Genomic DNA, 24450 nt, shown 5'->3' on the forward strand with positions numbered 1-24450 from the left:
TACGCATTCGATGTTAGCCACAACACGTTGTTGAGAGTGAGACAGATCACGTCTTCGTTTCCGGAAAGGTATCCAGATGTCCCAGCAAGACCTGCAGCAGAAGGCCTCCGCCCTGCTGGCCCTGCATCAGCCCGGCAATCCCGCGATCCTGCCCACGGTGTGGGACGCCTGGTCGGCGAAAACCGTGGTGGAGTCGGGATTCACGGCGCTGACCGTGGGTAGTCACCCGGTCGCGGACTCGGTGGGCAAGCCCGACGGCGAGGGGATGAGCTTCGAGGATCTCATCACCCGGGTCGCCCAGATCACCGGCGCGGTCGACGTGCCGATCTCGGTGGACATCGAGTCCGGTTACGGCGAGTCGGCGTCCCGGCTCATCGACGGGCTGCTGTCGGCCGGGGCGGTCGGGCTCAACATCGAGGACACCGTGCACTCCGAGGGCGGCCGTATCCGCACCGACGAGGAGCACGCCGCCCTGGTGGGTGAACTCCGCAAAGCCGCCGACGCGGCCGGCGTGCACGTGGTCATCAACGCGCGCACCGACCTGTTCCTGCGTCAGGTCGGCGACGAGTCGGACCGGTTCGACCGTGCCGTGCAGCGTCTGAGGCTGGCCGCGGAGGCCGGGGCGGACAGCCTCTACCCGGTGGGCCGCCACGACGACGACACCTACCGCCGGTTGGTCGAGGAGCTGCCGCTGCCGATCAACGCGATCGCGCTGCCCGGTGCGGATGACCCGGCGCGGTTCGGCCCGCTCGGGGTCGGCCGGATCAGCTTCGGCCCGTTCCTGCAGGCCGCGCTGACCGAGCGGATCACCGAACTGGTGTTGCCCTGGAAATAGCACTCACAGCCCCACCGGCACCCGTGTGAGGACACCGTGACGGCCGATTCACACAGCGCGACATTGCGGCAATATCGGCTCCCTACCGTCGCGGTATGCAATCAGCCAAGCATGTTGTCGTGGTCGGACACGGGATGGTCGGACACCGCTTCGTCGAGGCGTTGCGCGCCCGTGACAGCGAGGGCACCTGGCGGGTCACGGTGCTCTCCGAGGAGGCCGACGCCGCCTATGACCGCGTCGGGCTGACCGGCTACACCGAGCACTGGGACCGGGCCCGGCTGGCGCTGCCGGGCAACGACTACGCCGGCGATGACGGCGTAGTCCTGCATCTCGGGGTGGCGGCGTCCACGATCGACCGGGACGCCAAGACCGTCACGCTGGCCGACGGACGCACCCTGGACTACGACGCGCTGGTGCTGGCCACCGGCTCCTACGCCTTCGTGCCGCCGGTGCCGGGCCGCGATCTGCCGCAATGCCACGTCTACCGCACCCTCGACGACCTGGACGCCATCCGGACCGGTGCGCTGGCCGCCCTCCCGACGAAGACGCCGGTCGGCGTGGTGATCGGCGGCGGCCTGCTCGGCCTGGAGGCCGCAAATGCGTTGCGGGCCTTCGGGTTGAACACCCACGTGCTGGAGATGTCTCCGCACCTGATGGCCGCCCAGCTCGACGAGGCCGGCGGCGCCGTGCTGACCCGGATGATCCGCGGGCTGGGCATCGAGGTGCACACCGGGGTCAGCACCGAGAGCATCCAGCCCGCCCAGAGAAACCAGCCGCTGCGCAGATCGCAGTCCTCCGACGCGGTGCGGGTGTCCCTGAACGACGGCAGCAGCATCGAGGCGGGCGTCGTCATCTTCGCCGCCGGGGTGCGCCCGCGTGACGAACTGGCCCGCGAGGCCGGTCTGGACATCGCCCAGCGCGGCGGCGTCATGACCGACCTCTCCTGCGTGACAAGTGATCCCCACATCTACGCGGTCGGTGAGGTGGCCGCCATCGAGGGCCGCTGCTACGGCCTGGTCGGCCCGGGCTACACCAGCGCCGAGGTGGTGGCCGACCGGCTGCTCGGCGGCGGGGCCGAGTTCGGTGAGGCCGACATGTCGACCAAGCTGAAGCTGATGGGCGTCGATGTCGCCAGTTTCGGTGATGCCAAAGGGCATACGCCCAACAGCCTGGACGTCGTCGTCAACGATCCGGTCAAGCAGACCTACGCCAAGCTGGTCCTCTCCGACGACGCGAAGACGCTGCTGGGCGGCATCCTGGTCGGCGACGCCTCCGCCTACGGGGTGCTGCGCCCGATGGTGGCCAGCGAGTTGCCCGGCGACCCGCTGTCGTTGATCGCGCCGGCGGGCAGCGGAGACGGCGCGAGCGCACTGGGAGTCGGCGCACTACCGGACATCGCGCAGATCTGTTCGTGCAACAACGTCACCAAAGGTGATCTGGTGGAGGCGATCTGCGGCGGCTGCACCGATGTGTCGGGCCTGAAGAAGTGCACCCTGGCCGGCACCTCCTGCGGATCCTGCGTGCCGCTGCTCAAGCAGCTACTCGAAGCCCAGGGTGTCGAGCAGTCCAAGGCGCTGTGTGAGCACTTCGGCCACTCCCGCGCCGAACTGTTCGAGATCATCAGCGCCACCGAGATCCGTACCTTCTCCGGCCTGATCGAGAAGTTCGGCAGCGGAAAGGGTTGCGACATCTGCAAACCCACCGTCGCCTCGATCCTGGCGTCGACGAGTTCGGACCATGTGCTGGGCGGTGAACAGGCCTCGCTGCAGGACTCCAACGACCACTTCCTGGCCAATATCCAGAAGAACGGCAGCTACTCGGTCGTGCCGCGGGTGCCCGGCGGTGACATCACCCCCGAGCAGCTCATCCTGATCGGGGAGATCGCCCGGGATTTCGATCTCTACACCAAGATCACCGGCGGCCAGCGCATCGACATGTTCGGCGCCCGGGTGGATCAGCTACCGGAGATCTGGCGTCGCCTGGTCGAAGGCGGCATGGAATCCGGTCAGGCCTACGGCAAGTCGCTGCGCACGGTGAAGAGTTGCGTCGGTAGCGACTGGTGCCGCTTCGGGCAACAGGATTCGGTGCAGATGGCCATCGATCTGGAGTTGCGCTACCGCGGCCTGCGGGCGCCGCACAAGATCAAGATGGGTGTGTCGGGGTGTGCTCGCGAATGTGCCGAGGCCCGCGGTAAGGACGTCGGTGTGATCGCCACCGAGACCGGCTGGAACCTGTATGTGTGCGGCAACGGAGGGATGACACCCAAACACGCGCAGCTGCTGGCCGGCGATCTCGACGACGAGACCTTGATCCGTTACATCGACCGGTTCCTGATGTTCTACATCCGCACCGCGGACCGGTTGCAGCGCACCGCACCGTGGTTGGACTCCCTCGACGGTGGGCTGGATCATCTTCGCGACGTCGTGTGTAATGACTCACTCGGTCTGGCAGGCGAATTCGAGGCCGCCGTGGAGCGGCACGTGGATGGCTACTCCTGCGAATGGAAGGGTGTGCTCGACGATCCGGACAAGCTGTCGCGCTTCGTCTCCTTCGTCAACGCGCCCGATGTCGCGGACCCGACCATCGAGTTCACCGAGTCGTTCGGGCGCAAGGTGCCGATCGGCATGCCGAAGCTGCGTCCCGCACAGGAGGCCTGATGACCCTGCTCGATGACCGCAAAGAGATTGATGGGCAGGGCAATTCGGAGTGGATCACGGCCTGCGCCTACGACCGGCTGCTGCCCTGCCGCGGTGTCGCCGTGCTGATGCCCGGCAGTGCGCAGGTCGCGCTGTTCCGGCTCGACGACGGTGCGCTGTACGCGCTCGGCAACATCGATCCATTCTCCGGGGCGGCGGTGATGTCCCGCGGTATCGTCGGGGACCGGGCCGGTCGGGCCTGCGTTCAGTCGCCGATCAAGAAGCAGGCCTTCGCATTGGATGACGGTGTGTGCCTGGATGATCCGTCCGTCGCGGTACCGGTGTACCGGACCCGGGTCACGCCGGACGGTTACGTGCAGATCGCTGCGTAGCCTCGGTCGGCCCCCAGTAGGCGCCCCGGCCGGCGCCCGGCCGGCGCTCCACCTCGCCGCGGCGCTGCAGCACCGTGAGGTTGCGGTAGACGGCCTCGATGACGGCCGGTGAGCCGTGCTGGGTGTGCAGGTGATCGCGCAGCTCCGATGTCGTCATCGGCTGGTCGGCGTCCTGCAGCACCGCGAGTAACTGCGCGCGCAGTCGCTCACTCCCCCCCAACGAAGACATTTGCCCGATCCTAGTCCAGGGCAACGGCGTCTGAAGAATCGCCAGCTCACGCCGCTCTGGTCAAGCGGCGCTGGGCAACCGCACGGGCGCCGCCCGCTGGAACCGGCCGGCGATCAGCCGGATCATGCCGGGGTGGGTGCCCAGCGGGTCACTCACGATGTCCGCCCCGCAGGCCCGCAACCGGTCCTGGAAGAGTCCGTCGGCGAGCAGGTAGGACGCCACGGCGATTCTTCTCCCGTCGCCGCGCTCGCGGCCCGCCGCGACGGCATCGGCGACGGTCGGCGCGCCGGTGGCCGCATAGCCGAGTTCGACGCGGTCACCGATCAGCGCGGACAGCATCGCCGCGGTCTGCCGCAGATCGGACTGTGCGCCCGCGTCCGAGGTCCCCGCCGCGGCGAGAACGACCGAGTCGCCCGGCCGCCAGCCGGATTCGAAGAGGCGGTCGGCCAGGACACGCACCGTGCCGGCGCACGGTCCCAGTGGCCGGGTCACGGTGACCGCCGAATGGGTACTGGCCGCGACATGGGCGGGGACGTCGACGCGGACGTGGTGGCCGGCGGCCAGGAAGGCCGGCACCAGCACGGCCGGCCGGTGCCGGGGCAGGCTGTCGAGCACCTCGGTGGGGGAGGGGCCGAGCACATCGACGAACGCGACGTGCACCTCGCGCCCGAGCGCCTCACCGACGCGGCGGGCCAGATCCCGCACCATCGATACGCCGCCGGGTTTACGCGTGCCGTGTGCCACCAGCACCGCCGAGGTATGCGTGTTCATGCCGCTCCGATCGGGTACTCGTCGACGGCCAGCCGGTATCCGCGCTTCACCACCGTCGACACGATGTTCTTGTCGCCCAACGCTGTTCGCAGCCGCAGCACCGCGGTCTCCACCGCGTGGGTGTCGGTGCCGCTGCCCGGCAGCGCGCTGAGCAGGTCGAATCGGGACACCACCGCACCGGGCCGGTGGGCGAGTGCCCGGATGGTGGCCATCCCGGCCGGCGGTAGTTCCTTGACCACGTCGTCGACCAGGACGCAGGTGCCGCGGATCTCCAGCAGGTGCCCGGCCACCCGCATGCGGCGGGACTGCAGCAAGGGCAACTCGTCGGTGATGTGCCGGGCCAGCGCGCCGAGGCGCATCCGCTCGGGAGCCGACGTCGGCACCCCGAGCCGCACCAGCGGCCGGGCGGTCACCGGGCCGACGCACATGGCGTGCACATTGGTGCGCAGCGCGTCGAGCACCGCGGCCTGGACCCCGAGGTCGTGCGCCCGCAGTAACAGGGCGGCCACCGCGGGTGCGGAGGTGAAGCTGACGGCGTCGAAGCGCTGCTCGGCGATGCCCAGCACCAGCTGGTCGAACGGGCCGTTGCGGGGAGCCGGGTTCCACCGGTACACCCGGATCGGCACCACGTCGGCCCCGGCGGCGCGCAGTTCTTCCAGGAATTCCGGGAACGGGTCCCAGTCGTCGTTGGTGCCGTGCAGCTGGACGGCGATCCGCATCCCGTTGATGCCGCCCTCCAACAGGTAGTGCAGCAGTTCACGGGAGGACTCGGACTCCGGTGACCATTCCTCGGGCAGCCCCGCGGCGCGCAGCGCACCGGTGGCCTTCGGGCCGCGCGAGACGATGCGGGCCTTGCTCAGCGCGGCGGTCAGTTCGTGCGCCAGCCCCCAGCCGTCGGCGGCGGCGATCCAACCGCGCAGCCCGATGCCGGTGGTGGCGATGACGATGTGGGGTGGTGTGGCGATCAGCGCCTCGGTGTGGCGCCGCAGTTCGGCGTCGTCGGGCAGCGGCACCATGCTGATGGCGGCCGCGCTGGTCACATCGGCGCCGCGGCGGGTCAGCAGGGCGCCCAGCTCTTCGGCGCGCCGGGCCGCGGTCACGGCGACCCGGAACCCGGTGAGCGGTGCCCAGTCAGGACCAGTCATGACACCTGTGTATTCAGTCCGTGTTTCTCTGGTGTTACCCGGCGGTTGCGCGGGGGTGTCGCGCCGGGTCGGGGCACGGAGAGCGCAGCGGGCATGGGTCCAGAGATTAGGAGTGCTTTGTTGCGCCGTCGCTGCTCGCGATAACCCGGCAGTGAACTTCCGCTCACCGCCGCCGGCGGCGGGCTGTGAGGCCGGCCGGCTCTACCAGACGTCACCGTCGCGCCAGTCGCAGATGAGATCGGCCGAGGTGTCCAGCTCGACGCCCACCGGCAGGACGTACACCGCGCCGTCGTCCTCCGGGGTGCGGGTGACGCCCGACGGCGCCAACACCGAGGTCGGGCCCGTCCACTGCTGCCAGCCGCGCGGCAGGTACAGCGCCAGCCCGGCCTCCGAGGCTCCCAGCGCGCCCAGTTGGTAGGCGCCGCGCAGCACCTGTTCGAGGGCATCCATCACGGCCGTGGCCAGTCCCTGACCACGCCAGTCCTCGCGCACCGCGACGGCCTCGATGTACCCGCAGCGCAGCGCGGTCCCGCGGTGGAGCAGCCGGCGTTGCACCACCGCGCCGTGCGCGATGATGGCGCCGCGGTGCCCGATCAGTGCGTGCATGCCGCCGAGTGCGTGCTCCCAGTCGGAGTCGGCGAATCCTTCCTCGGAGGTGCTGAACGCCTCGACCACCATCCGGTGCGCGTCGGCGCGGGTTTCGGCATCCAGGTCGGCCGTGTGGATCAGGCGAGCGGTGTGCACCTCGCGCACCGCGCCGTGCCCCTGCATGTGACTGCGCACAAGTGCGTTTCTACCACCAATCCGGGGCTCCGGTCAGAATGGCCGGCGCGGCCGTGACCAGTGCAGCCGCACGGTCTGCCCGGGCCGGGTCTGGCCCAGCCTGTCGATGTCCTCGTCGGTCACCACGCCGATCACCGGGTAGCCACCGGTCACCGGGTGGTCGGGGCCCAGGATCACCGGAAACCCGTTGGGCGGGATCTGGATCGCACCGCGGGTGGCGCCCTCGCTGGGCAGCTGGCGGTCGGGCCAGCGGTATTCCAGCGGCATGCCGACCAACCGCATCCCGACCCGGTCGCTGCGGTTGGTCACCAGCCAGTTGGTGCGCACCAGGATGTCGGGGTCGACGAACCAGTCGTCCCGGGGGCCGGGCACCACCTTCAGTTCGAGGATGTCGGGTGCGATGGTGCCCACCGGCGCCTGATCGAGTTCGGGGAAGTCCGCGGTGTGCGCGCCGACCGGCAACACATCGCCGGCCTGCAGCGGCGCCGGCCCGATGCTCGACATCACGTCGAAGCTGCGTGAGCCCAGCACCGGCTCCACATCGATGCCGCCGCGCACCGCGAGGTAACTGCGCAGCCCGGAGTGCGGCGCTCCGAGGGAGATCACCTCACCGTCGTGGGCGTAGTGAATGCTGTTGGTGCCGAACGGAATCCCGTTGACGGACGGGTCGGTGTCGGCACCGGTCACCGCGATGGTGACGTCCCCGCCGCGGACCCGCGCGGAGAACCCGCCGAAGGTGACCTCGACGGTGGCGTGCTCGCCGGGGTTGGCGACCAGCCGGTTGGCCAGGGTGTGTGCCCGGCGGTCGGCCGCGCCGGACCGGCTCACCCCCATGTGGGCCAGGCCGGGGCGGCCCAGGTCTTCGACGAGGGCCAGCGGCCCGGTGCGCAGGACTTCCAGCGTGATGCTCATGGGATCTCCCGGAATGCGACGGTCATGCCCGGCGTCAGCAGGGCGGGTTGCTCACGTGCCACGTCGAACAGCACGGCGTCGGTGCGGCCGATCAGCTGCCAGCCGCCGGGGGACACCCGCGGATAGATGCCGCTGAACTCACCGGCCAGCCCCACCGCACCGGCCGGCACCCGGGTGCGGGGTTCGTCCCGGCGCGGCACCTGCAGGCGCGGGTCGCCACCCACCAGATAGGCGAATCCCGGTGCGAATCCGCCGAATCCGACGCGCCACAGACTGCCGGTGTGGGCGGCCACGACCTCGGCGGTGCTCAGCCCGGTCAGTTCGGCCACGGCCTGCAGATCCTCACCGTCGTAGGTCACGTCGATCACCACATCGGGGTGATCCGCGGTGGCTGCTTCCCGGGCGGTGTAGTCGGGCCGCAATTTTCCGAGCCGTTGCCGGGTCGGGGCTTGGTAGCGCGGGCCGGCCAGCTTGATCAGCACGGTGCGCGAAGCCGGCACGATGTCCAGGACGCCCGGCAGCCCGGCCTGTTTCAGGGTCTCGGTCCACGCCAATACATCCGCGGTGCTGCCGAACTCGAGCAGCAACGCCTGATCGCCATAGTCACGAACGGTGCCCAGTGCGCCGGGCGCCTTGATTTCCGTTGTCACGCTCATCTACCGAAGCTACCGCCGAGTAGCTTCTTTTTCGAGTGCTCTTCGGACTTTGCCAGACACCCCTTAACCACCCCTCAAGCGTGATCCGCCGCCGGCTCCTCGCGGCCGGCTCAAAGTGCGGGCTGATACGTCGGTTCGCGCCGCTTGATCACCGCGATCACCCGGTAGGTCACCGGCAGCATGACGACTTCGATGGCGGTCTTGTAGAGCCAGCCCAGCGCGGCGTAGACGACGAAATCCCGGAAGCTGGTGATGCCGATGGCGTTGGCGGCGATGGCGCAGAACACCAGGGTGTCGCCCAGCTGCCCGCCGAAGGTGGAGCCGATCAGCCGGGCCCACAGATGCTTCTCCTTGGTGCGTTCCTTGATCTTCACCACCAGCCAGGCGTTGATCGTCTGACCGACCAGGAATCCGGCCAGGCCGGCCACGATCAGCTGGGTGTAGGCGTGCACGACGTTCTCGAAATGCGGTTGGTTGACGTAGAAGTCGGCGGCCGGCAGATAGATGGTCACCCAGAACGCCAGGGCGGCCAGGGCATTCATCGCAAAGCCGACGAGGATGGCCCGCCGTGCCGCTTTGAAGCCGTACACCTCGGAGAGCACGTCGCCGATCACGTAGGTCAGCGGGAACACGATGAAGCCGCCGTCGGTGATGATCGGACCGAAGGCCACGCCCTTGGTGGCGGTGACGTTGGAGATGATCACCAGGGCGGTGAAGACGGCGACGAGCACCGGATAGTAGGCCGAACCGGCTTTCGCGTAGGCGGGGCGCTGTTGGTCGGCCGGGCTGTTCACCCGGTCATTCTCGCAGGCCGCGATCAGCCCAGCGCGGTGCGCAGCATCGGCGGCAGCCGATCGGCCACCATCGCGAGCGACAGCGGCGAACTGAAGGTGATCGCCGCGCCCAGGTCACGGCCGGTGAACACGTTGCGCGGACCCTGCTCGGCGACGATCGGGTCGGCGGACAGCGCCGCGATCTCGGCGTCATCGGCGGTCCAGATCAGCACGTCGGCCGCGCCGAGCACCTCGGCCATCCGGTCCCGCGGGATCGTCGGGTCGACCTCCGGCACGTCGAAGCCCAGTTGGGTGAGGAATTCGGTGCGCCAGCCCGGCGGCGTGGTGACCAGATCGCCGGCCGCCGGATCGCCGTGCAGCAGCAGTGCGCGCTTGCCCTCGAACACGGCGTTCTCCGCGCCCAGGGTGGTGAACCGGTTGTCGATGTCGGTGATGAGCTGCTGCATCTCATCGTTCTTGAACACCACCGCCCCGATGGCTCTGGCCTGGTCCTTCCAGGGTTCGAAGAACGCGTCCGGGCCGGACTGCGCGAGGGTCGGGGCGACGTTCGCCAACCGGGTGTAGGTGTCGCGGTCCAGACCGGCGTTGGTGGCGATGATCAGGTCCGGGTTCAGCGCGGTGATGGCCTCGAAGTCCAGGCCGTTGTCCAGGTGGAGGACGGCCGGTTGCGCGCCTCCCAGGGCGGGGGCCGCCCAGGGCCACACGCCGAACGGCTGGCCGCCGAACCATTCGGTCACCCCGATCGGGATCACGCCGACCGCCAGCAGACAGTCCTGGCCGGTCAGACCGGCGCTGACCACTCGGGTGGGCGGGCCGGGCACCTTGGTCTCACCGAAGGCATGTGCGACGGTGACCGAACCATCGTCGGCGACCGTTCCCGGTGGCGTGGAGCGGCAGCCGGCCGCGGCCGCCGCCGAACCGGCGGCGAGCGCCAGCAGGAAACCTCGCCGGGACCAGGTTGACGGCACGCCGTGAGCGTAGCCGCTAACCGACGGTGAAGTTCCCGAAGAGCAAGGTCGCCAGGCCGAGTGCCGCCACGATGTTCACCACCGTCGCCGAGGCGAACAGCGCGATCGGGCGCCAGCCCGCCTCCCGCAGGCCGCGCAGCGAGAACTCCAGCCCGATGGCGACGAAGGCGAAGATCAGGAACCAGGTGCGCAGATCGTTGACGGTGGAGATATCGGCCTTGTCCCCACCCCACAGCAGGTACAGGGTGCCGATGACGGAGGCGGCGATGAAGCCGAGCACGAACTTGGGGAACCGGTCCCAGAACTCGCGCAGCGACGGGCGTGCCTGGGCACCGGGTTTCCGCTCCACCTTCAGCGCGAAGTAGGCGGTCAGCGCGATCGCGACGATGCCGATCAAGGCGTTCTGGGTGGTCTTGACGATGGTCGCGATCTGCAGCGCGTCCTCGCCGGCGATCGCCCCGGCCGCGGCCACTGCGGCGGTGGTGTCGATGTTGCCGCCGATCCAGGCCCCGGCCACCGCGTCGGAGAGGCCCAAAACCGATGCCAGCCATGGCAACAGGAAGATCGACGGGAGCGCAAAGATGATCACCAGGGACGCCGCGTAGGCCAGCTGTTCGCGTTTGGCCTGCACCGCGCCCGCGGCGGCGATGGCCGCGCTGACCCCGCAGATCGACACCGCGGAGGCCAGCAGCGCCCGCAGTTTGTCGTCCAGACCGAGTCGGCCCCCCAGCCACCAGGTGAACCCGAACACGATGGTGATCAGCAGCAGCGCCTGGATGATGGCCGGTCCGGCCGCGGTGACCAGGAGTTTCAGGTTGATCGACGCGCCGAGCAGCACCAGGCCGGTCTTGATGAAGAATTCGGTACGGAAGCCGCGGGAGAGTGCCTCGCGCAGTGCGAGTTTGGACAACACCACATTGCCGATAAGGCCCAGAGCGATCGCGTAGACCGGGAATTCGATCGATTTGGCGACCTTGGCCAGCGGTGTCCCGGCCGCCCAGCCGGGGACCTCCTGCTCCAGGAACCGGGTGGCCGCACCGAGTGCGATCACCACGAGCACCCCGGCGACGGCGTAGCCCAGCCGGTTCGAGCGGGGATCGGTGCGCTCCGTGGTGTCCTTTCCGGCGGCGTCTTTCCCGGCGGTGACGTCCTCGGTCTCGGTCACGGGATCACGCTGCCGGGGATGACGCCGAGCAGGACCAGGGCGAGCAGCGTCAGTCCGACGATGACGGCCAGCCAGTCCTCGTTCAATTTCGCGGGTTGGGCCATGGCCGGACAGTAGGACGATCCGCGCCGACGCACACCGGTTGTGCTCAGCGGGAATCGAATATCAGCCGCGCACGCCCAGGGCGTCCAGCAGGGCTTCCCGGTGCGCGACGAACTGCGGGTTGCGGTAGGTGCGTTCGCCGCCCTCGGTGAAGTCGAGCTGGCGGTCGGCCACGAACCGCCCGCCGTCGAGCACCAGCACCCGGTCGGCCAGGGCCACCGCCTCGTCGACGTCATGGGTGACCAGCAGGACGCCGGGCCGGTACTTGGCGCACAGATCCTGCAGCAGGCCGTGCATCCGGATCCGGGTCAGCGCGTCGAGCGCACCGAACGGTTCGTCGGCGAGCAGCAGGGCCGGATCGCGCACCAGCGAGCGGGCCAGGGCGACACGCTGCTGCTCGCCGCCGGACAGCTCATACGGCCACGCCCGCTCCCGCCCGGGGAGGCCGACATCGGCGAGCACCGCCGAACCGCGCTGGGCGCTACCGCCCCCGGTCAATCCGAGGGTGACGTTGTCGAGTACGCGGGCCCACGGCAGCAGCCGGGAGTCCTGGAACACCACCGAGACGTCACGGGTGACGAACAGGTCACCGGCACCCTCGACACCGTGATCGAGGCCGGCCAGGGCGCGCAGCAGGGTGCTCTTGCCGGAGCCGCTGCGGCCCAACAGCGCGACGAATTCACCCCGGTGGATGGTCAGGTTCACCGCATCGAGGATCACCGTGGCGCCGAAGCAGCGGGTGACCTCGCGCACCACCGCGACGGGATCGCCGTAGCGGGAGGTGTTTTCGGTGCCCAGTGGCTCAGTTCTCAGTTGCCCAGTGCGCGTCGCCATGACAGTGCCCTCCTCTCGATGGCGCGGACGATGTAGTCACCGGTCAGGCCGAACACCGCGTACACCACCAGGCCGACCACCACGATCTCCAACTGCCCGTACAGCCGGGCCTGGGTCATCAGGAAACCGATGCCCTGGGTCGCGTTGACCTGTTCGACGACGACCAGCGCGGTCCAGGAGATGGTGACGGCCAGCCGCAGGCCGGTGAAAAAGCCCGGCAGCGCACCGGGAATCGCGACCCTGCGGATGAACTGGGCGCGGGACAGCCCGACGGTCTCGGCCAGTTCCACGTGGCGCAGGTCGACACCTTTGAGCTGTGCGGTGGTGTTGATGTACACCGGGATCAGCACGCTGGTGGCGATGATGATGATCTTCATGGAGTCGCCGATGCCGAACCAGATGATGGCCAGCGGGATGATCGCCAGCGTCGGGACCGCGCGCTTGACCTGGATCGGGCCGTCCACGAGGGCCTCCCCGATCCGGCTCAGCCCCGATAGCAGCGCCAGCGTCGAGCCGAGTGCCACCCCGATCACCAGGGAGATCGAGGCGAGCTTCAGGGAGGCGAGGATATTGGTGGGCAGCCGGCCGTCGGCCCACAGTTCTCCTGTGGTGCGGGCGATCTCGAAGGGGTGCGGCAGGGTGCCCGGGTCGAGGATGCCCAACTCGGAGGTGATGAACCAGATGGCCAGCAGCAGCAGTGGCCCGACGGCCAGCGCGGCGGGAATGGCGCGACCCGGCCCGAGGCGCCGCCGGCGGGTGGATCCCGAGCGGTGCTCCAGGTCCGGGTAGCTCTCGGTGGGCGGATTCCCGGTCCGCGCGAGGTCGACGCCGGGCGTCGGCGCCTGTATGTCTGTCACTGGTATCCCCCCGGATCCGGTTACTGCTTCGCGGTGGCGGGCAATTCGGTGTCCGACGTCAGATCGGCGAACCGGAAGTCGAATTCGTCGCGGGCCGTCAGCGGCGCACCGGGGAACGCACCGGCGCTCTGCAGCAGGTCGATGGTCTCCTGCTGGATGCCGATCACCTCATCGCTGAATCCGGGAGCCCTGCTGAACCCGTCGGTCTCGGCGATCACCGCGGCGTCCTCGGGTGACACGTTCTGGTCCTCGATCAGGTACTGCTGAATCCAGACATCCTTGTTCTCGTTGAGCCACTGCTCGGCGCGGTACCAGCGGATGACGAATTCGCGGATCGCGGCGGCCTGAGCCGGATCCTCCAGCGCCACATTGCTGGCGTACACGTAGTACAGGCCCGGATAGGTGCCCGGTGCGTTCGGGATCTCCTTGCTGCCCTTGCCTTCCGTGGAAGTGAGGTAGCGGAACCGGTCGGGCTGTTTGAGCACCGCGGCGTCGATCTGGTTGGCGCGCAGTCCGTCGGCGAATTCGGCCAGGCCCAGGTTCACCGGCTCGACGTCCTCGATGGTCAGCCCGGCGGCCTTGAGGTTGCGCAGCACGAGGGCCTGTTGGGCGGTGCCCTCGTTGATGGCGATCTTCTTGCCTGCCAGGTCGGCCAGCGACTCGATGCCCGATCCGGGCGCGGTGGCCAGCGTCATGCCCGCTCCGTCGTGCTGCACGACGCCGACGATCGGGACCCCCGCGTCGGAGTACTGGGCCAGGATCGGTGGCACGTCGCCGACCCGGCCGAGTTGGGCGTTGCCGGAGCGGATCGCTTCCAGTCGCAGCGGGCCGCTGCTGAAGTTCGCGTAGGTCACGTCGGCGGTGAGCAGATCCTGCTCGCCGGACAGTTCGAACAGGGTCCTGAGCCGGTTCGCGTCGTCGGCGACGACGAGTTCGGTACCCGCCGGCACTTCGACGGGCAGCGCGGCGTCTGCGGCGAGTTTGGTTCCGGAGGCGGGGGATTCGGGTGAACTGCAGGCGGTCAGCGATGCGGTTGCCACCACGGCGACCGCCGCGAGACGCAACAGGGTGGACAGCGGGGTGGGCATGAGTGCTCCTATCAGCAAGCGGGCGCCGACGCGGCGGTGGTGAATCGGCTGGCGGGGCGGTTCAAGCCCAGGTGGCCGCGCAGGGTGGAGCCGGTGTACTCGGTGCGGAACAGGCCGCGTCGCTGCAACTCGGGCACCACATGGTCGACGAACGCCGACAGCGAGGACGGCAGCGCCGGGGGGATGAGGTTGAATCCGTCGGCCGCGCCGGTGGTGAACCATTCCTCGATGGTGTCGGCGACCTGTTCCGGGGTTCCGGCGAACACCCGGTGCCCGCGGCCCCCGCTGAGCCGCAGCAGCAGTTCGCGCACCGTCAGCTTCTCGTTGTGCACCATGCGCTTCACCAGCGCGTACCGGCTCTTGATGAAATGCGTTCCGGTGTCCTGGCGGTCGGTGAAGTCCAGCCGCCGGTCCAGGTCGTCGTGGGTGACCGGGAAGCCGACGATGCTGCTGAGTTGCTCGAGCCCGTAGTCGGGGACGGTGAGGTCCTCGAGCTGGCGTTGGAGGGCGTGTGCCTCGGCTTCGGTCCCGCCGATGATCGCCGACAGGCCGGGCAGGATGTGCACCTCGTCGGGGTTGCGGCCGTGCCGGCGGATCCGGGCCTTCACGTCGGTGTAGAAGTCGCGGCCCTCCTCCAGGGTGGGCTGGGCGGTGAAGATGGCCTCGGCGTACTTGGTGGCGAAGTCCTTCCCGGGCTCCGATGACCCGGCCTGGAACAGCACCGGCCGGCCCTGCGGGGAACGCGGGACTTCCAGCGGCCCGGCCACCGAGAAGTGCTCGCCGACGTGGTCGATGCGGTGGATCTTGTCCGGGTCGACGAAGCGCGGGGCGTCCTTGTCACCGACGATGGCGTCGTCTTCCCAGCTGTCCCAAAGTTTCTGGGTGACCTGCAGGAATTCGTCGGCGCGGCGGTACCGGTGGTCGGGGTCGGGGTGGTTGGGATAGCCGAAGTTGGCGGCGGCGTCGGCGTTGGCGGTGGTGACGATGTTCCAGCCGGCCCGGCCCTTGCTGACGTGGTCGAGCGTGGCGAAACGCCGGGCCAGGCTGTACGGGTCGTTGTATGTCGTCGACGCGGTCGAGACCAGCCCGATCTGGCTGGTGGCCCCCGACAGTGCGGTCACCAGGGTGAACGGGTCCAGCGCGTCGAACGGGCGGAACTCGGTCTTGCCCTTGAGCACCGGGTGGTCGGCGAAGAAGATCGCGTCCAGTTTGCCGCGTTCGGCGGTCCGGGCGAGGTCGATGTAGTGGTCGATGTCGGTGATCCCGGCGATCCGGGTCTCGGGGAGTCGCCAGGCGGCCTCGTGCTGGCCGATGTTGCGCAGAAATGCGTTCAGGTGCAGTTGTCGTGGCAGCGTCGCCATGGTGATGCGTCCTCGGTCTCGGGTGCGCGTGCAGTCCGCTCCCATTCGACGCGGATCGGTGCCCAGCGAGAACAATTACGATCAGCGAAATTTCAGAGGGTGTTCAGGCCGCGCAACAGGACCGCGAGACCGAACTCGAAGGCATCCTCGGCGCGATCGGCCTTGGCGGCGCCGGTGTCGAGGGCGGCCGCGAGCTCCGGGCCGACGTCGGGGCTGGTACCCCACGGAGTCGCCGGGGCGGCCGCGTCGAGCGCCGAGCCGAGGACGAAGCTGTCGATCAGGGTGATGATGCGCAGCGTGTCGTCGGCGCCGAAGCCGGCCTCGGTCAGGGTGCGTGCCAGCGCGTTGTACATGCCGGTCGCCTGCTCGCTGGCGACAGGATAGGCCGTCAACAGCGGAATCAGCCGCGGGTAGCGGGCGTAGCTGCGACGGTAGGACCGCATGATGGCGGCGACGACGTCGATCCAGGGCCCGGTGGGCTCGGGGAGTTCGACCTCACTCATGGCCTTCTCGCGCAGCAGTTCGATGATCTGCTCCCGTCCGGACACGTGGTTGTACAGCGAGGACGGGCTGACCTTGAGCCTGCGGGCCAGCTCCGGAATGGTGAATCCACCGGTCGCGTCGACCAGATCCATTGCTGCCGAGGCGATCCGGTCGCCGGACAGGATTGCCACCCGGGGTCGTCCCATGCCGATCACTCCTGCCCTCTTTACAACGGCGTGTGCACACCCCACAATAAACGAATCTGATTCGTTTTAGGAGTCCCGACATGCAGACGCTGATCGCCGCCGCCGCCGAACCGCTGTCCCGTTCGCACCCGTCGCAGCGGCCGCCGTTGCGGGTGGGTCTGGTGCAGCACCGGTGGCGTTCCGACGCCGCCGAACTGGCCCGGGTGCTGCGCGAGGGCATCGACCGGGCGGCCGGCGAGGGCGCCACCGCGGTGTTCCTGCCGGAGATCACGCTGCTGCGCTACCCGGCGGACGTGCCTGCCGGGGCCAACCCGGGTGAGCGTGCCGAGGACCTCACCGGTGGACCGACTTTCGCGCTGGCGGCCGAGGCTGCGCGCGCCAACGGCATCTTCGTGCACGCCTCGCTGTACGAGAAGGCGCCGGCAGCAGACGGTTTGGGCTACAACACCGCGATCCTGGTGTCGCCGGCCGGGGAGTTGGTGGGCCGAACCCGCAAGATGCACATCCCCATCTCGGCCGGTTACTACGAGGACACGTACTTTCGGGCGGGCCCGGCCGAGAACGCGTACCCGGTCTATGACCCCGACGGACTCGGCGCCCGGATCGGGCTGCCGACCTGCTGGGACGAATGGTTTCCCGAGGTGGCGCGCAACTATGCCCTCGGTGGCGCCGAGATCGTCGTCTACCCGACGGCGATCGGGTCGGAGCCGGTGTTCCCGGCCCTCGACACCCAGCCGCTGTGGCAGCAGGTGATCGTCGCCAACGGCATCAGCAGCGGCCTGTTCATGGTGGTGCCGAACCGCACCGGGAACGAGGGGGCGCTGTCGTTCTACGGTTCCTCGTTCATCTCCGACCCGTACGGCCGGGTGCTGGTGCAGGCACCGCGTGACGAGGAGGCGGTGCTGGTCGCCGATCTGGATCTGGACCAGCGCCGGGACTGGTTGGAGCTCTTCCCGTTCCTGCTGACCCGCCGCCCGGACAGCTACGGTGCGCTGACCGCACCGGTGGACCCGACGCAGCCGTACGGGGTGGGGCACGCGGCCACCGAGGTGGTGAAATGACCGGCTATGTCATGCCCGCCGAGGGCGCCCCGCAGGACCGGGTGTGGATGGCGTTCCCGTCCGCGGGCTACTCACTCGGCGAGACCGAGGCGCAGCACCATGAGGCGCGCTCCACCTGGGCGGCCGTGGCGCACGCGATCGCCGAGTTCGAACCGGTCACGCTGCTGGTCGATCCCGGCGAGGTCGAGGCCGCCAAACGGTATGTCTCCCAGGACATCGAGCTGGTCGAGGTGCCGCTCAACGACGCCTGGATGCGCGATATCGGTCCGACCTTCGTGCACGCCGAGGACGGGTCGGTGGCGGCGGTGGACTGGGTGTTCAACGGCTGGGGCGCCCAGGACTGGGCGCGCTGGGATCGCGACGCGAAGGTCGGCGCGCTGGTCGCCGAGATCGCCGGGGTGCCGGTGGTGTCCTCGCCACTGGTCAACGAGGGCGGTGGAATTCAGGTCGACGGGCGGGGCACGGTGCTGGTCACCGAGACCGTGCAGCTCGATCCGGGCCGCAACCCGGGCCTCGGCAGGGCCGATGTCGAGGCGGAACTACGCCGCACCATCGGGGCGAGCGAGGTGGTGTGGTTGCCGCGCGGGCTGACCCGCGACTCGCAGCGTTTCGGCACCCGCGGGCACGTCGACATCGTCGCCGCGTTCACCGCCCCGGGCCGGCTGCTGCTGCACACCCAGACCGCCGAGGATCACCCGGACAGTTCGGTGTGCAAGGAAATTCGGGACTCGTTGGCCGACCGATTCGAGATCGTGGAGATGCCGGCGCCGGACACCCTCACCGACGACGAGGGCTATGTCGACTACAGCTACATCAATCATCTGGTGGTCAACGGCGGTGTCATCGCCTGCGCCTTCGGTGACCCACGCGACGCCGACGCCGCGGCCATCCTGGCCGAACAGTACCCGGGCCGGACCGTGGTGTCGGTGGATGCCCGGGCACTGTTCGCTCGCGGCGGGGGGATTCACTGCATCACCCAGCAGCAGCCCTCCGCGCAGATCAGACCAGCGTGATGGTCACCGGGATGTTGCCGCGGGTGGCCTTCGAGTAGGGGCAGACCTGATGGGCGCCGTCGACGATCGCCTGGGCGGTCTCGGGGGCGACGCCGGGGATGCTGACGTTCAGCCGTGCCTCCAGTGAGAAGGCACCGTCGGTGTTGACCAGGTCGACCTCGGCGTCGACGGCCGTCTCGGCGGGCAGCTTGACCTTGTGCTGACCGGCGACCAGGCCCATGGCGCTCAGGTAGCAGGCCGACCAGCCGGCGGCGAACAGCTGCTCGGGGTTGGTGCCGGTGCCGGTGGCCCCGGGCGGGGTCAGCTGGATGTCCAGGTTGCCGTCCGAGCTGTAGGACTCACCCTGGCGGCCGCCGGTGGTGTGGGTCTGGGCGGTGTACTGAACGGTCATCGTGTGCTCCTTGAGGTCGTATCGGCCCGTTCTGTCGGACGCGACTGGCTGGTAGAACTCCACCACGCAATGATTCATTCCCGATTTAATCGTGCGCGCTACAATTTTGTGATGAAGCCCGGTGTGATCAAGCCCAGCCCGCCTCCGCTGTCCGACTTTCTGTGCTTCGCCGTGTACTCGGCCAACCTCGCCTACGGCAAGGCCTACAAGACGATCCTGGACAAGCTCGGCATCACCTATACCCAGTATCTGGTGATCGTGGCGCTCTGGGAGGAGGACAACCAGACCGTCAGCGGGCTCGGCGAGAAGCTGTTCCTGGAATCGAACACGCTGACCCCCATCCTCAAACGGCTGGAAGCCATGGGCTACCTGACGCGGCGGCGCTCCACCGACGACGAGCGCCAGGTGGTGGTGAGCCTGACCGAGGCCGCCCGGACCCTGCGCGAACAGGGGGTGGAGATGGACCTGGTGGCCGCCACCGGGCTCTCGCCAGAGGAGTTCGCGATATTGCAGCGCGGCCTGGTGAAGCTGCGCGGCAACCTGCGCGCACACGTGCAGGAAAACGCACCCCAGGAGTGACGCGTCACCCATAATCACGTCGTGACCGACACCGACGTACTGATCGCGGGCGCCGGCCCGATCGGTCTGACCGCCGCCATCGAACTCGCGCGCCGCGGTATTGCCGTCCGGATCGTCGACCCACTGCGCGAGCCGCCCCAGTACGCCAAAGCCGTTGGTGTGCAACCCCGCACGCTCGAGGTCTTCGAGCGGATGGGTGTGCTGCGCCAGATCCTCGATGCGGCGGTGCCGTTCCGCGGCCAACTCGTCTACGTCAACGGGGAGAAGGTCACCCAACTCGAACTCGCCCTGCCCGAGGACGTGCCGTTCGGGTTCATCGGACTGCCGCAGTACGCCACCGAGGCCATCCTGCGCGCGGAGCTGACCACCCGCAATGTGCCGATCGAGCGCGGGGTGCGGCTCGGCGCCTTCGAGCAGGATACCGACGGTGTGACCGCCACCTTGACCGCGCAGGACGGCACCGAGCAGACGGTGCGGGCGCGGTACCTGCTCGGCGCCGACGGGGCACACTCGATCGTGCGCAAGACCCTCGGGCTGACCTTCGAGGGTGCGGCGTTCGAGGAGCAGTACATGCTCGGCGACGTCGAGGTCGACTGGTCGCTACCGCACGACTACAACGTCCGGGTGATGCATCAGACCGACGGCGTGGTCGACGACCTGCTGGTGGCTATCCCGCTGCCGGGCCGGGGGCGCTACCGGATGTCGATGCTCGTGCCCGAGGAGCTGAAGGCGGATTCCGACGGCACTGTGCAGCATGGATTTTCCGAGGGCGGGAAGCCTGAGTTGCACCACATCCAGACGGTGCTGGACCGGATGTCCCCGGAACCGGCCGTCGCGCGCAACCTGCGCTGGTCCTCGGTGTTCCGGATCAGTCACCGCATCGTCGACGCCTACGGCAGGGGTCGGGTGTTCGTGGCCGGCGACGCGGCGCACATCCATCCGCCCACCGGGGCGCAGGGCATGAACACCGGGATCCAGGACGCCCACAACCTGGCCTGGAAGCTGGCGCTGGCGGCGACCGGTAACGGTGCCGATGGACTGCTGGGCAGCTATGACGCCGAGCGCCGGCCGGTCGGCGAGGAGGTGGTCGGTCGCACCGTGCGCAGCGCCCGCCACGGTATCGGCGCCGACTCCGAGGATCCGGCCTTCGTGATCCGCCGCGAGGCGCAGTTGCTGATCAGCTATGCCGGCAGCCCGATCGTCGCAGACGGCGCCGGGGGCCGCGCGCCCGATGCCCGCGGGTTGGTGCGGCCTGCGGTCGCCGATCCGGTGCGGCTGTACACCCTGCTGGCCGGGACGCGGCACACCCTGCTGTTGTATGCCGATGCGGCAACGGGTTTCGAGTCGCTCGAAGCGGTAGCCACGGCGGCGGTGCAGGCCGCGCACGGGTTGCTGGATGTCTACGTCGTCGCCCATCCCGACGCCGATGTGGATGCCACCGTGCTGCCTCTGGTGCGCGACACCGACGGGGACTTCGCCAAGGCCTACCGCGTCGACGGGGCGGCGGCGTTCGTGGTCCGCCCCGACGGGTACCTCGGCTACGTGGGTGCCGCCGAGTCGGCGGCGCTGGTGGAGCATCTGCGGCGCACGTTCCGCTAGGGCACCAACATCACCTTCAGGTGGTTTCCGGCCCGTGACATCGCGGCGTCGTATCCGGCCGCAGCCTCGTCCAACGGCAGTGTGGTGGTGAAGATTCCGTCCACATCGAGCCGCCCGGCCCGCAGCAGCGGCACGAGTTCCGGCCAGGTCTGCTGCACCGGGGCGGTGGTCAACCGGATGGTCAGGCTGCGGATCAGGCAGGCCAGCGCCGGCAGCGGGTAGGGCTGCAGATCGTGCACGCCGACGATGGACACCGTGCCGCCGGTGCGCACGGTGTCCAGGGCGTCGTTGATGGAGGCGTCGGTGCCGACGGCGTCGATGACCGAATCGACGCCGAGGCCGCCGGTGGCCTCCCGGATCGCGGCGGCACCGGCCGGCTCCACCGGCACGGCACCGTCCTGCTGGGCACGGTCCCGGCGCGCCGGCACGGGATCAATCGCGTAAACCGTTGCCGCGCCGAGGGTCAGGGCACTGCGCAGGGCGCACATGCCGACGGCGCCGAGACCGATCACCGCGACCGAGCCGCCGAGCGGGATATCGGCGCGTTTGGCCGCCGCCCACCCGGTGGCCAGATTGTCGGTCAGCAGCAACGCCTGTTCGGTGCTGATGCCCTCCGGCATCCGCAGCAACTGGAAGTCCGCGGCCGGCACCGCCAGCAGTTCGGACTGCGCCCCGCCCAGGGCGCCGGAACCGAAGATCTGCGGACCGTGCACGCACCGGATCGGGTCGTGGGTGGCGCATCCGGCGCAGCGCCCGCAGCCGGCGACCGAGGAGACCAGCACCCGGTCTCCGACGGTGAATCCGCGCACCTCCGAACCGGTTTCGACGATCGTGCCGATAGCCTCGTGACCCAGGGCGACCGGTTCGAAGATCGGGTAGTGGCCCTCCAGGAAGTGCAGATCCGATCCACAGATCGCGGTGGCGTCGACCTGGACGACGGCGCCGTCCGCCCCGGGAAGCTGCGGGTCCGGCCGCACCTGTACGTCGACGGCCCCAGTGGCGTCGACCACGACTGAACGCATGCTCATTCCTCCCGGAAGTCCGACCAGACGGGTTCGTGGACGGCGGCGTGGTAGGTGCTCAGCCGCCACGGGCTGACGGTGTGGATCTCGCCGTCGGCGTTCTTGAAATACGAGTGCTCGATCGACGGGTGGGCCCAGACCGTCTTGCGGATCTCCTCCTGGGATCGCCGGTGCCATTGGGCGGTCGGCTCGGGCAGCGGCTCGATGCTACGCAGCCTCCTGGTGATCAACCGTTCCAGGCACTGGTCGATGTAGCGCATCTGCAGTTCGGAGTTCAGGATCAGGCTGCCGCCGTGGGCCAGGTGCGCACCCGGGCCGTAGGTCATGAACAGGTTGGGGAAGCCGGGCACGGTGATGCTGCGGTAGGCGTACGGCCGGCTGCCCCAGACTTGGTGCAGATCGAGTCCGTCGCGCCCGGTGATCCGCATCGGGAGCAGCACCTCGGTGGCCCGGAAACCGGTGGCGTACACCAGGATATCGGCATCGTAGGTGGCGCCGTCGGCCGTGACGACGCCGCCGGGGGTGAGGCGGTCGATCGGGGTGCGGACCAGATCCACATTGTCGCGTTTGAGGGTGGCCAGCCAGCTGCCGTTGTCCTGCAGGGTGCGTTTCCCGGTGGCCGGATAGTCCGGCAGCACCTTGGCCAGCAGCTCGGGATCATCGCCGACCTGGGTGGTGATCCAGTCGGTGAACATGATCCGCGCGATCGCGTTCATCTCGGACACCGCATAGTTTGGATCGGTGCCGGCCTGGCCGGCGTACTCGGGGTCGACGAGCGCGGCGTCCAGACCCTTGTCGGCGCCGGGCCACATCAACAGAAAGCGGTACCAGCGTCCGTAGTAGGGGAGATGGTCCATGGCCCAGCGGACCCCGTCGGCGACCGGTTCGTGGTACATCGGGTTGGGGAACATCCACTGCGCGGTGCGCTGGAACACCGTGAGGCTCTGGACTTTATCGGCGATGGCCGGCGCGATCTGAAAACCGCTGGCGCCGGCGCCGATCAGGGCGACCCGCTTGCCGGTGACGTCGACACCGTGATCCCAGGCCGCGGAATGGAAGGCCGGCCCGGTGAAGGTGTCCGCGCCGGGGAACTCGGGAAGGTGCGGGCGGTTGAGTTGGCCGACGGCGGTGATGACGGCGTGCGCGGTCAGCACCTCGGTGCCGGTGTCGACCCGCCAGATCGATGCGTCCTCATCCCAGGCCAGCGAGCCGACCTCGGTGTCGAAGCGGATGTGCGGGCGCAGGTCGTGGCGGTCGACCACATCGGCGAAGTACCGGCGAAGTTCGGGCTGCTCGGCGAAGAAGTGTTCCCAGTGGTTGCTGGGTTCGAAGCTGTAGCAGTAGAAATGGTTGGCGATGTCCACCCGGGCGCCGGGATAGCTGTTCTCCCACCAGGTTCCGCCGGGTCCGCTGTTCTTCTCCAGGATGGTGAAGCCGATGCCGGCCTGCTTGAGCCGGATCCCGGCCAGCACCCCGGATTCCCCGCAGCCGATCACGATGACATGGAAGTCTCCGGCGTCGGGGATCGGGCGGGGGCGACGCGGGTCGGCGCCGCGCAGGTCGAGTTCCTCCAACACCAGCGGCAGATTGTCGGCGCCGACAGGCTCACAGGCCGCCCAGTCCAGCATTTCCTGGACCAGGTCGTCGGGTAGCGGTGCGGGGACCGGGCAACCCGCATCGCGGTAGCCGGCGATGATCGGCAGCGCTTCGGCGCGGGCCCGGGCCTTGTCCTCCTCGGACATGAAGCCCTGCACCTCGTTGAGAAACAGTCCGGCCTGCTTGTAATCCCGGATGAAGCGCGGGTCGCCGGTGATGTGGACGAGCGACAGCAGCAGGGTGGGGATGCTGACCTGCTCGAGGGCGGCGGCGATGTCGGCATCGGCGGTGTCGAACGGTTGTCCGGCGTGGAAGCTCCGCGTCACGGGCAGTTACGCTACTGCGCGTAGCGTTAAGGGGCAAGGGTGGTGTTGCCGGGTCACCGACCGCTGGCTCAGACGTTCACTTCAATGGCTCGGGCGTGAAGGTGACGTCGACCGAGCCCACGGTCATCGTCACCTGACCTTCCATCACCATCACCTGCGCCGAGACCCGGCGGTCGACGGTCTGGGCCAGCTGCTGCACCGCTGCGTGCGGGATCTGCACCACCGACAGGTTCGGCAGCCCGGCTACCTTGGGGCCGACGGTGCGCCACCAGGTGGCCACGCCGGCGGCGAACGGGAACAGCAGCACCTGGTCGGCTTGGCCGGCCGCCTTGCCCAAGGCGCGCTCATCGGGCTGGCCGACGTTGATCCACTCCAGGATCCGGCCCGTGTAGTCGGCGAGCCGCAAGTCCGGTACGCCAGGGGTGGACAGGCCCGCTCCGAACGCCAACTCACCGTCGACGTCGCTGAGCCGGTGTGCGCGCAACCCAAACGCCAACAACCGCACCACCATCCGCTCATCGGTCTCACTGGGATGGCGGGCCACGGTCAGCGTGTGATCGGCGTAGTAGCCGTGATCGACATCGGAGACGCCAAGTTCGACTTTGAACACTGTTGCAGAAAGGGCCACGTCCTAGTGTCCACCCTG

At 69.0% G+C, this 24450-nt stretch carries 25 protein-coding genes; 7 read left to right on the plus strand and 18 right to left on the minus strand.

What is annotated here, in order from left to right:
• The first annotated feature begins 76 nt into the window (after positions 1-76).
• From K0O62_RS02095 to nirD, 3 genes are all read left to right on the plus strand, one after another.
• Positions 77-835, plus strand: a complete 759-nt coding sequence (locus K0O62_RS02095) for an isocitrate lyase/PEP mutase family protein (protein WP_073855467.1) — start codon at positions 77-79, stop codon at positions 833-835.
• 95 nt (positions 836-930) lie between these two features.
• Positions 931-3492 (plus strand): nitrite reductase large subunit NirB, encoded by a 2562-nt coding sequence (gene nirB, locus K0O62_RS02100; RefSeq protein ID WP_073855468.1) that lies wholly within the window; start codon positions 931-933, stop codon positions 3490-3492.
• Positions 3492-3863 (plus strand): nitrite reductase small subunit NirD, encoded by a 372-nt coding sequence (nirD, locus tag K0O62_RS02105; RefSeq protein ID WP_073855469.1) that lies wholly within the window; start codon positions 3492-3494, stop codon positions 3861-3863. Before nirB ends, nirD begins: the two co-directional genes overlap by 1 nt.
• On the opposite strand, the gene K0O62_RS02110 is transcribed toward nirD, so the two are convergent.
• The 14 genes from K0O62_RS02110 to K0O62_RS02175 all read right to left on the minus strand — a co-directional run bounded on the left by K0O62_RS02110 (position 3829) and on the right by K0O62_RS02175 (position 16217).
• A complete protein-coding gene (locus K0O62_RS02110; RefSeq protein ID WP_073855470.1) occupies positions 3829-4092 on the minus strand; it encodes a helix-turn-helix domain-containing protein in 264 nt (87 codons plus the stop codon). The two genes, nirD and K0O62_RS02110, sit on opposite strands and share 35 nt — an antisense overlap.
• A gap of 60 nt (positions 4093-4152) precedes the next feature.
• A complete protein-coding gene (locus K0O62_RS02115) occupies positions 4153-4863 on the minus strand; it encodes a sirohydrochlorin chelatase (RefSeq protein ID WP_073855471.1) in 711 nt (236 codons plus the stop codon).
• Entirely contained in the window at positions 4860-6008 is a 1149-nt protein-coding gene (locus tag K0O62_RS02120; RefSeq protein WP_073855472.1) for a uroporphyrinogen-III synthase, read from the minus strand. The genes K0O62_RS02115 and K0O62_RS02120 overlap by 4 nt, the downstream gene beginning before the upstream one ends.
• 201 nt (positions 6009-6209) lie before the next feature.
• Entirely contained in the window at positions 6210-6779 is a 570-nt protein-coding gene (locus K0O62_RS02125; RefSeq protein ID WP_073855473.1) for a GNAT family N-acetyltransferase, read from the minus strand.
• 45 nt (positions 6780-6824) lie between these two features.
• Positions 6825-7703 carry a 5-oxoprolinase/urea amidolyase family protein gene (locus K0O62_RS02130; RefSeq protein ID WP_073855474.1) on the minus strand — a complete coding sequence of 293 codons (879 nt, stop codon included), beginning with the start codon at positions 7701-7703 and terminating at the stop codon, positions 6825-6827.
• Positions 7700-8359 (minus strand): 5-oxoprolinase subunit B family protein, encoded by a 660-nt coding sequence (locus tag K0O62_RS02135; protein WP_073855475.1) that lies wholly within the window; start codon positions 8357-8359, stop codon positions 7700-7702. Before K0O62_RS02135 ends, K0O62_RS02130 begins: the two co-directional genes overlap by 4 nt.
• A 110-nt stretch (positions 8360-8469) precedes the next feature.
• Positions 8470-9153 (minus strand): queuosine precursor transporter, encoded by a 684-nt coding sequence (locus tag K0O62_RS02140; protein WP_073855476.1) that lies wholly within the window; start codon positions 9151-9153, stop codon positions 8470-8472.
• Between the two features lie 23 nt (positions 9154-9176).
• Complete coding sequence (locus K0O62_RS02145; RefSeq protein ID WP_073855477.1) at positions 9177-10121, minus strand: ABC transporter substrate-binding protein; 945 nt, start codon at positions 10119-10121, stop codon at positions 9177-9179.
• 16 nt (positions 10122-10137) lie between these two features.
• Complete coding sequence (locus K0O62_RS02150; protein ID WP_234800037.1) at positions 10138-11202, minus strand: YeiH family protein; 1065 nt, start codon at positions 11200-11202, stop codon at positions 10138-10140.
• Positions 11203-11451: 249 nt separating this feature from the next.
• Entirely contained in the window at positions 11452-12222 is a 771-nt protein-coding gene (locus tag K0O62_RS02155) for an ABC transporter ATP-binding protein (RefSeq protein ID WP_079244525.1), read from the minus strand.
• A complete protein-coding gene (locus K0O62_RS02160) occupies positions 12198-13001 on the minus strand; it encodes an ABC transporter permease (RefSeq protein ID WP_234800038.1) in 804 nt (267 codons plus the stop codon). The genes K0O62_RS02155 and K0O62_RS02160 overlap by 25 nt, the downstream gene beginning before the upstream one ends.
• A gap of 98 nt (positions 13002-13099) precedes the next feature.
• Positions 13100-14167: an ABC transporter substrate-binding protein gene (locus K0O62_RS02165; protein ID WP_073855479.1), complete on the minus strand. Its 1068-nt coding sequence runs from the start codon at positions 14165-14167 to the stop codon at positions 13100-13102.
• An 11-nt stretch (positions 14168-14178) separates the two neighbouring features.
• Positions 14179-15528: an LLM class flavin-dependent oxidoreductase gene (locus tag K0O62_RS02170; RefSeq protein ID WP_073855480.1), complete on the minus strand. Its 1350-nt coding sequence runs from the start codon at positions 15526-15528 to the stop codon at positions 14179-14181.
• Positions 15529-15620: 92 nt separating this feature from the next.
• Positions 15621-16217 carry a TetR/AcrR family transcriptional regulator C-terminal domain-containing protein gene (locus K0O62_RS02175; protein WP_073855749.1) on the minus strand — a complete coding sequence of 199 codons (597 nt, stop codon included), beginning with the start codon at positions 16215-16217 and terminating at the stop codon, positions 15621-15623.
• Between the two features lie 80 nt (positions 16218-16297).
• Between K0O62_RS02175 and K0O62_RS02180 the strand changes: the two genes are divergently transcribed.
• Together K0O62_RS02180 and K0O62_RS02185 are read left to right on the plus strand one after the other, a co-directional pair.
• Entirely contained in the window at positions 16298-17278 is a 981-nt protein-coding gene (locus tag K0O62_RS02180) for a nitrilase-related carbon-nitrogen hydrolase (RefSeq protein ID WP_073855481.1), read from the plus strand.
• The gene (locus K0O62_RS02185) at positions 17275-18291 is read left to right on the plus strand and encodes an agmatine deiminase family protein (RefSeq protein ID WP_073855482.1); all 1017 of its coding nucleotides are present in this window, start codon (positions 17275-17277) and stop codon (positions 18289-18291) included. The genes K0O62_RS02180 and K0O62_RS02185 overlap by 4 nt, the downstream gene beginning before the upstream one ends.
• On the opposite strand, the gene K0O62_RS02190 is transcribed toward K0O62_RS02185, so the two are convergent.
• Complete coding sequence (locus K0O62_RS02190) at positions 18278-18682, minus strand: organic hydroperoxide resistance protein (RefSeq protein WP_073855750.1); 405 nt, start codon at positions 18680-18682, stop codon at positions 18278-18280. The two genes, K0O62_RS02185 and K0O62_RS02190, sit on opposite strands and share 14 nt — an antisense overlap.
• Before the next feature lie 111 nt (positions 18683-18793).
• Here K0O62_RS02190 and K0O62_RS02195 point away from each other — a divergent pair, with 111 nt between their 5' ends.
• Positions 18794-19261: a MarR family winged helix-turn-helix transcriptional regulator gene (locus K0O62_RS02195; RefSeq protein ID WP_073855483.1), complete on the plus strand. Its 468-nt coding sequence runs from the start codon at positions 18794-18796 to the stop codon at positions 19259-19261.
• 21 nt (positions 19262-19282) lie between these two features.
• Positions 19283-20860 (plus strand): FAD-dependent monooxygenase, encoded by a 1578-nt coding sequence (locus K0O62_RS02200; RefSeq protein ID WP_073855484.1) that lies wholly within the window; start codon positions 19283-19285, stop codon positions 20858-20860.
• Here K0O62_RS02200 and K0O62_RS02205 read toward each other — a convergent pair.
• From K0O62_RS02205 to K0O62_RS02215, 3 genes are all read right to left on the minus strand, one after another.
• Positions 20857-21882 carry an alcohol dehydrogenase catalytic domain-containing protein gene (locus K0O62_RS02205; protein ID WP_073855485.1) on the minus strand — a complete coding sequence of 342 codons (1026 nt, stop codon included), beginning with the start codon at positions 21880-21882 and terminating at the stop codon, positions 20857-20859. The two genes, K0O62_RS02200 and K0O62_RS02205, sit on opposite strands and share 4 nt — an antisense overlap.
• A gap of 2 nt (positions 21883-21884) precedes the next feature.
• Positions 21885-23804 carry a flavin-containing monooxygenase gene (locus K0O62_RS02210; RefSeq protein ID WP_073855486.1) on the minus strand — a complete coding sequence of 640 codons (1920 nt, stop codon included), beginning with the start codon at positions 23802-23804 and terminating at the stop codon, positions 21885-21887.
• Positions 23805-23880: 76 nt separating this feature from the next.
• Complete coding sequence (locus K0O62_RS02215) at positions 23881-24432, minus strand: YaeQ family protein (protein WP_079244347.1); 552 nt, start codon at positions 24430-24432, stop codon at positions 23881-23883.
• Between the last annotated feature and the right edge of the window lie 18 nt (positions 24433-24450).

The sequence above is a fragment of the Mycolicibacterium diernhoferi genome, from assembly GCF_019456655.1.
GTDB classification, from domain to species: domain Bacteria; phylum Actinomycetota; class Actinomycetes; order Mycobacteriales; family Mycobacteriaceae; genus Mycobacterium; species Mycobacterium diernhoferi.

Bases quoted from the DNA above. Each gene is read 5' to 3' on its own strand.
- K0O62_RS02095 (WP_073855467.1), top strand. From the start codon at position 77: ATGTCCCAGCAAGACCTGCAGCAGAAGGCCTCCGCCCTGCTGGCCCTG.
- nirB (WP_073855468.1), top strand. From the start codon at position 931: ATGCAATCAGCCAAGCATGTTGTCGTGGTCGGACACGGGATGGTCGGA.
- nirD (WP_073855469.1), top strand. From the start codon at position 3,492: ATGACCCTGCTCGATGACCGCAAAGAGATTGATGGGCAGGGCAATTCG.
- K0O62_RS02110 (WP_073855470.1), bottom strand. From the start codon at position 4,092: ATGTCTTCGTTGGGGGGGAGTGAGCGACTGCGCGCGCAGTTACTCGCG.
- K0O62_RS02115 (WP_073855471.1), bottom strand. From the start codon at position 4,863: ATGAACACGCATACCTCGGCGGTGCTGGTGGCACACGGCACGCGTAAA.
- K0O62_RS02120 (WP_073855472.1), bottom strand. From the start codon at position 6,008: ATGACTGGTCCTGACTGGGCACCGCTCACCGGGTTCCGGGTCGCCGTG.
- K0O62_RS02125 (WP_073855473.1), bottom strand. From the start codon at position 6,779: ATGCAGGGGCACGGCGCGGTGCGCGAGGTGCACACCGCTCGCCTGATC.
- K0O62_RS02130 (WP_073855474.1), bottom strand. From the start codon at position 7,703: ATGAGCATCACGCTGGAAGTCCTGCGCACCGGGCCGCTGGCCCTCGTC.
- K0O62_RS02135 (WP_073855475.1), bottom strand. From the start codon at position 8,359: ATGAGCGTGACAACGGAAATCAAGGCGCCCGGCGCACTGGGCACCGTT.
- K0O62_RS02155 (WP_079244525.1), bottom strand. From the start codon at position 12,222: ATGGCGACGCGCACTGGGCAACTGAGAACTGAGCCACTGGGCACCGAA.
- K0O62_RS02165 (WP_073855479.1), bottom strand. From the start codon at position 14,167: ATGCCCACCCCGCTGTCCACCCTGTTGCGTCTCGCGGCGGTCGCCGTG.
- K0O62_RS02170 (WP_073855480.1), bottom strand. From the start codon at position 15,528: ATGGCGACGCTGCCACGACAACTGCACCTGAACGCATTTCTGCGCAAC.
- K0O62_RS02175 (WP_073855749.1), bottom strand. From the start codon at position 16,217: ATGGGACGACCCCGGGTGGCAATCCTGTCCGGCGACCGGATCGCCTCG.
- K0O62_RS02180 (WP_073855481.1), top strand. From the start codon at position 16,298: ATGCAGACGCTGATCGCCGCCGCCGCCGAACCGCTGTCCCGTTCGCAC.
- K0O62_RS02185 (WP_073855482.1), top strand. From the start codon at position 17,275: ATGACCGGCTATGTCATGCCCGCCGAGGGCGCCCCGCAGGACCGGGTG.
- K0O62_RS02190 (WP_073855750.1), bottom strand. From the start codon at position 18,682: ATGACCGTTCAGTACACCGCCCAGACCCACACCACCGGCGGCCGCCAG.
- K0O62_RS02195 (WP_073855483.1), top strand. From the start codon at position 18,794: ATGAAGCCCGGTGTGATCAAGCCCAGCCCGCCTCCGCTGTCCGACTTT.
- K0O62_RS02205 (WP_073855485.1), bottom strand. From the start codon at position 21,882: ATGCGTTCAGTCGTGGTCGACGCCACTGGGGCCGTCGACGTACAGGTG.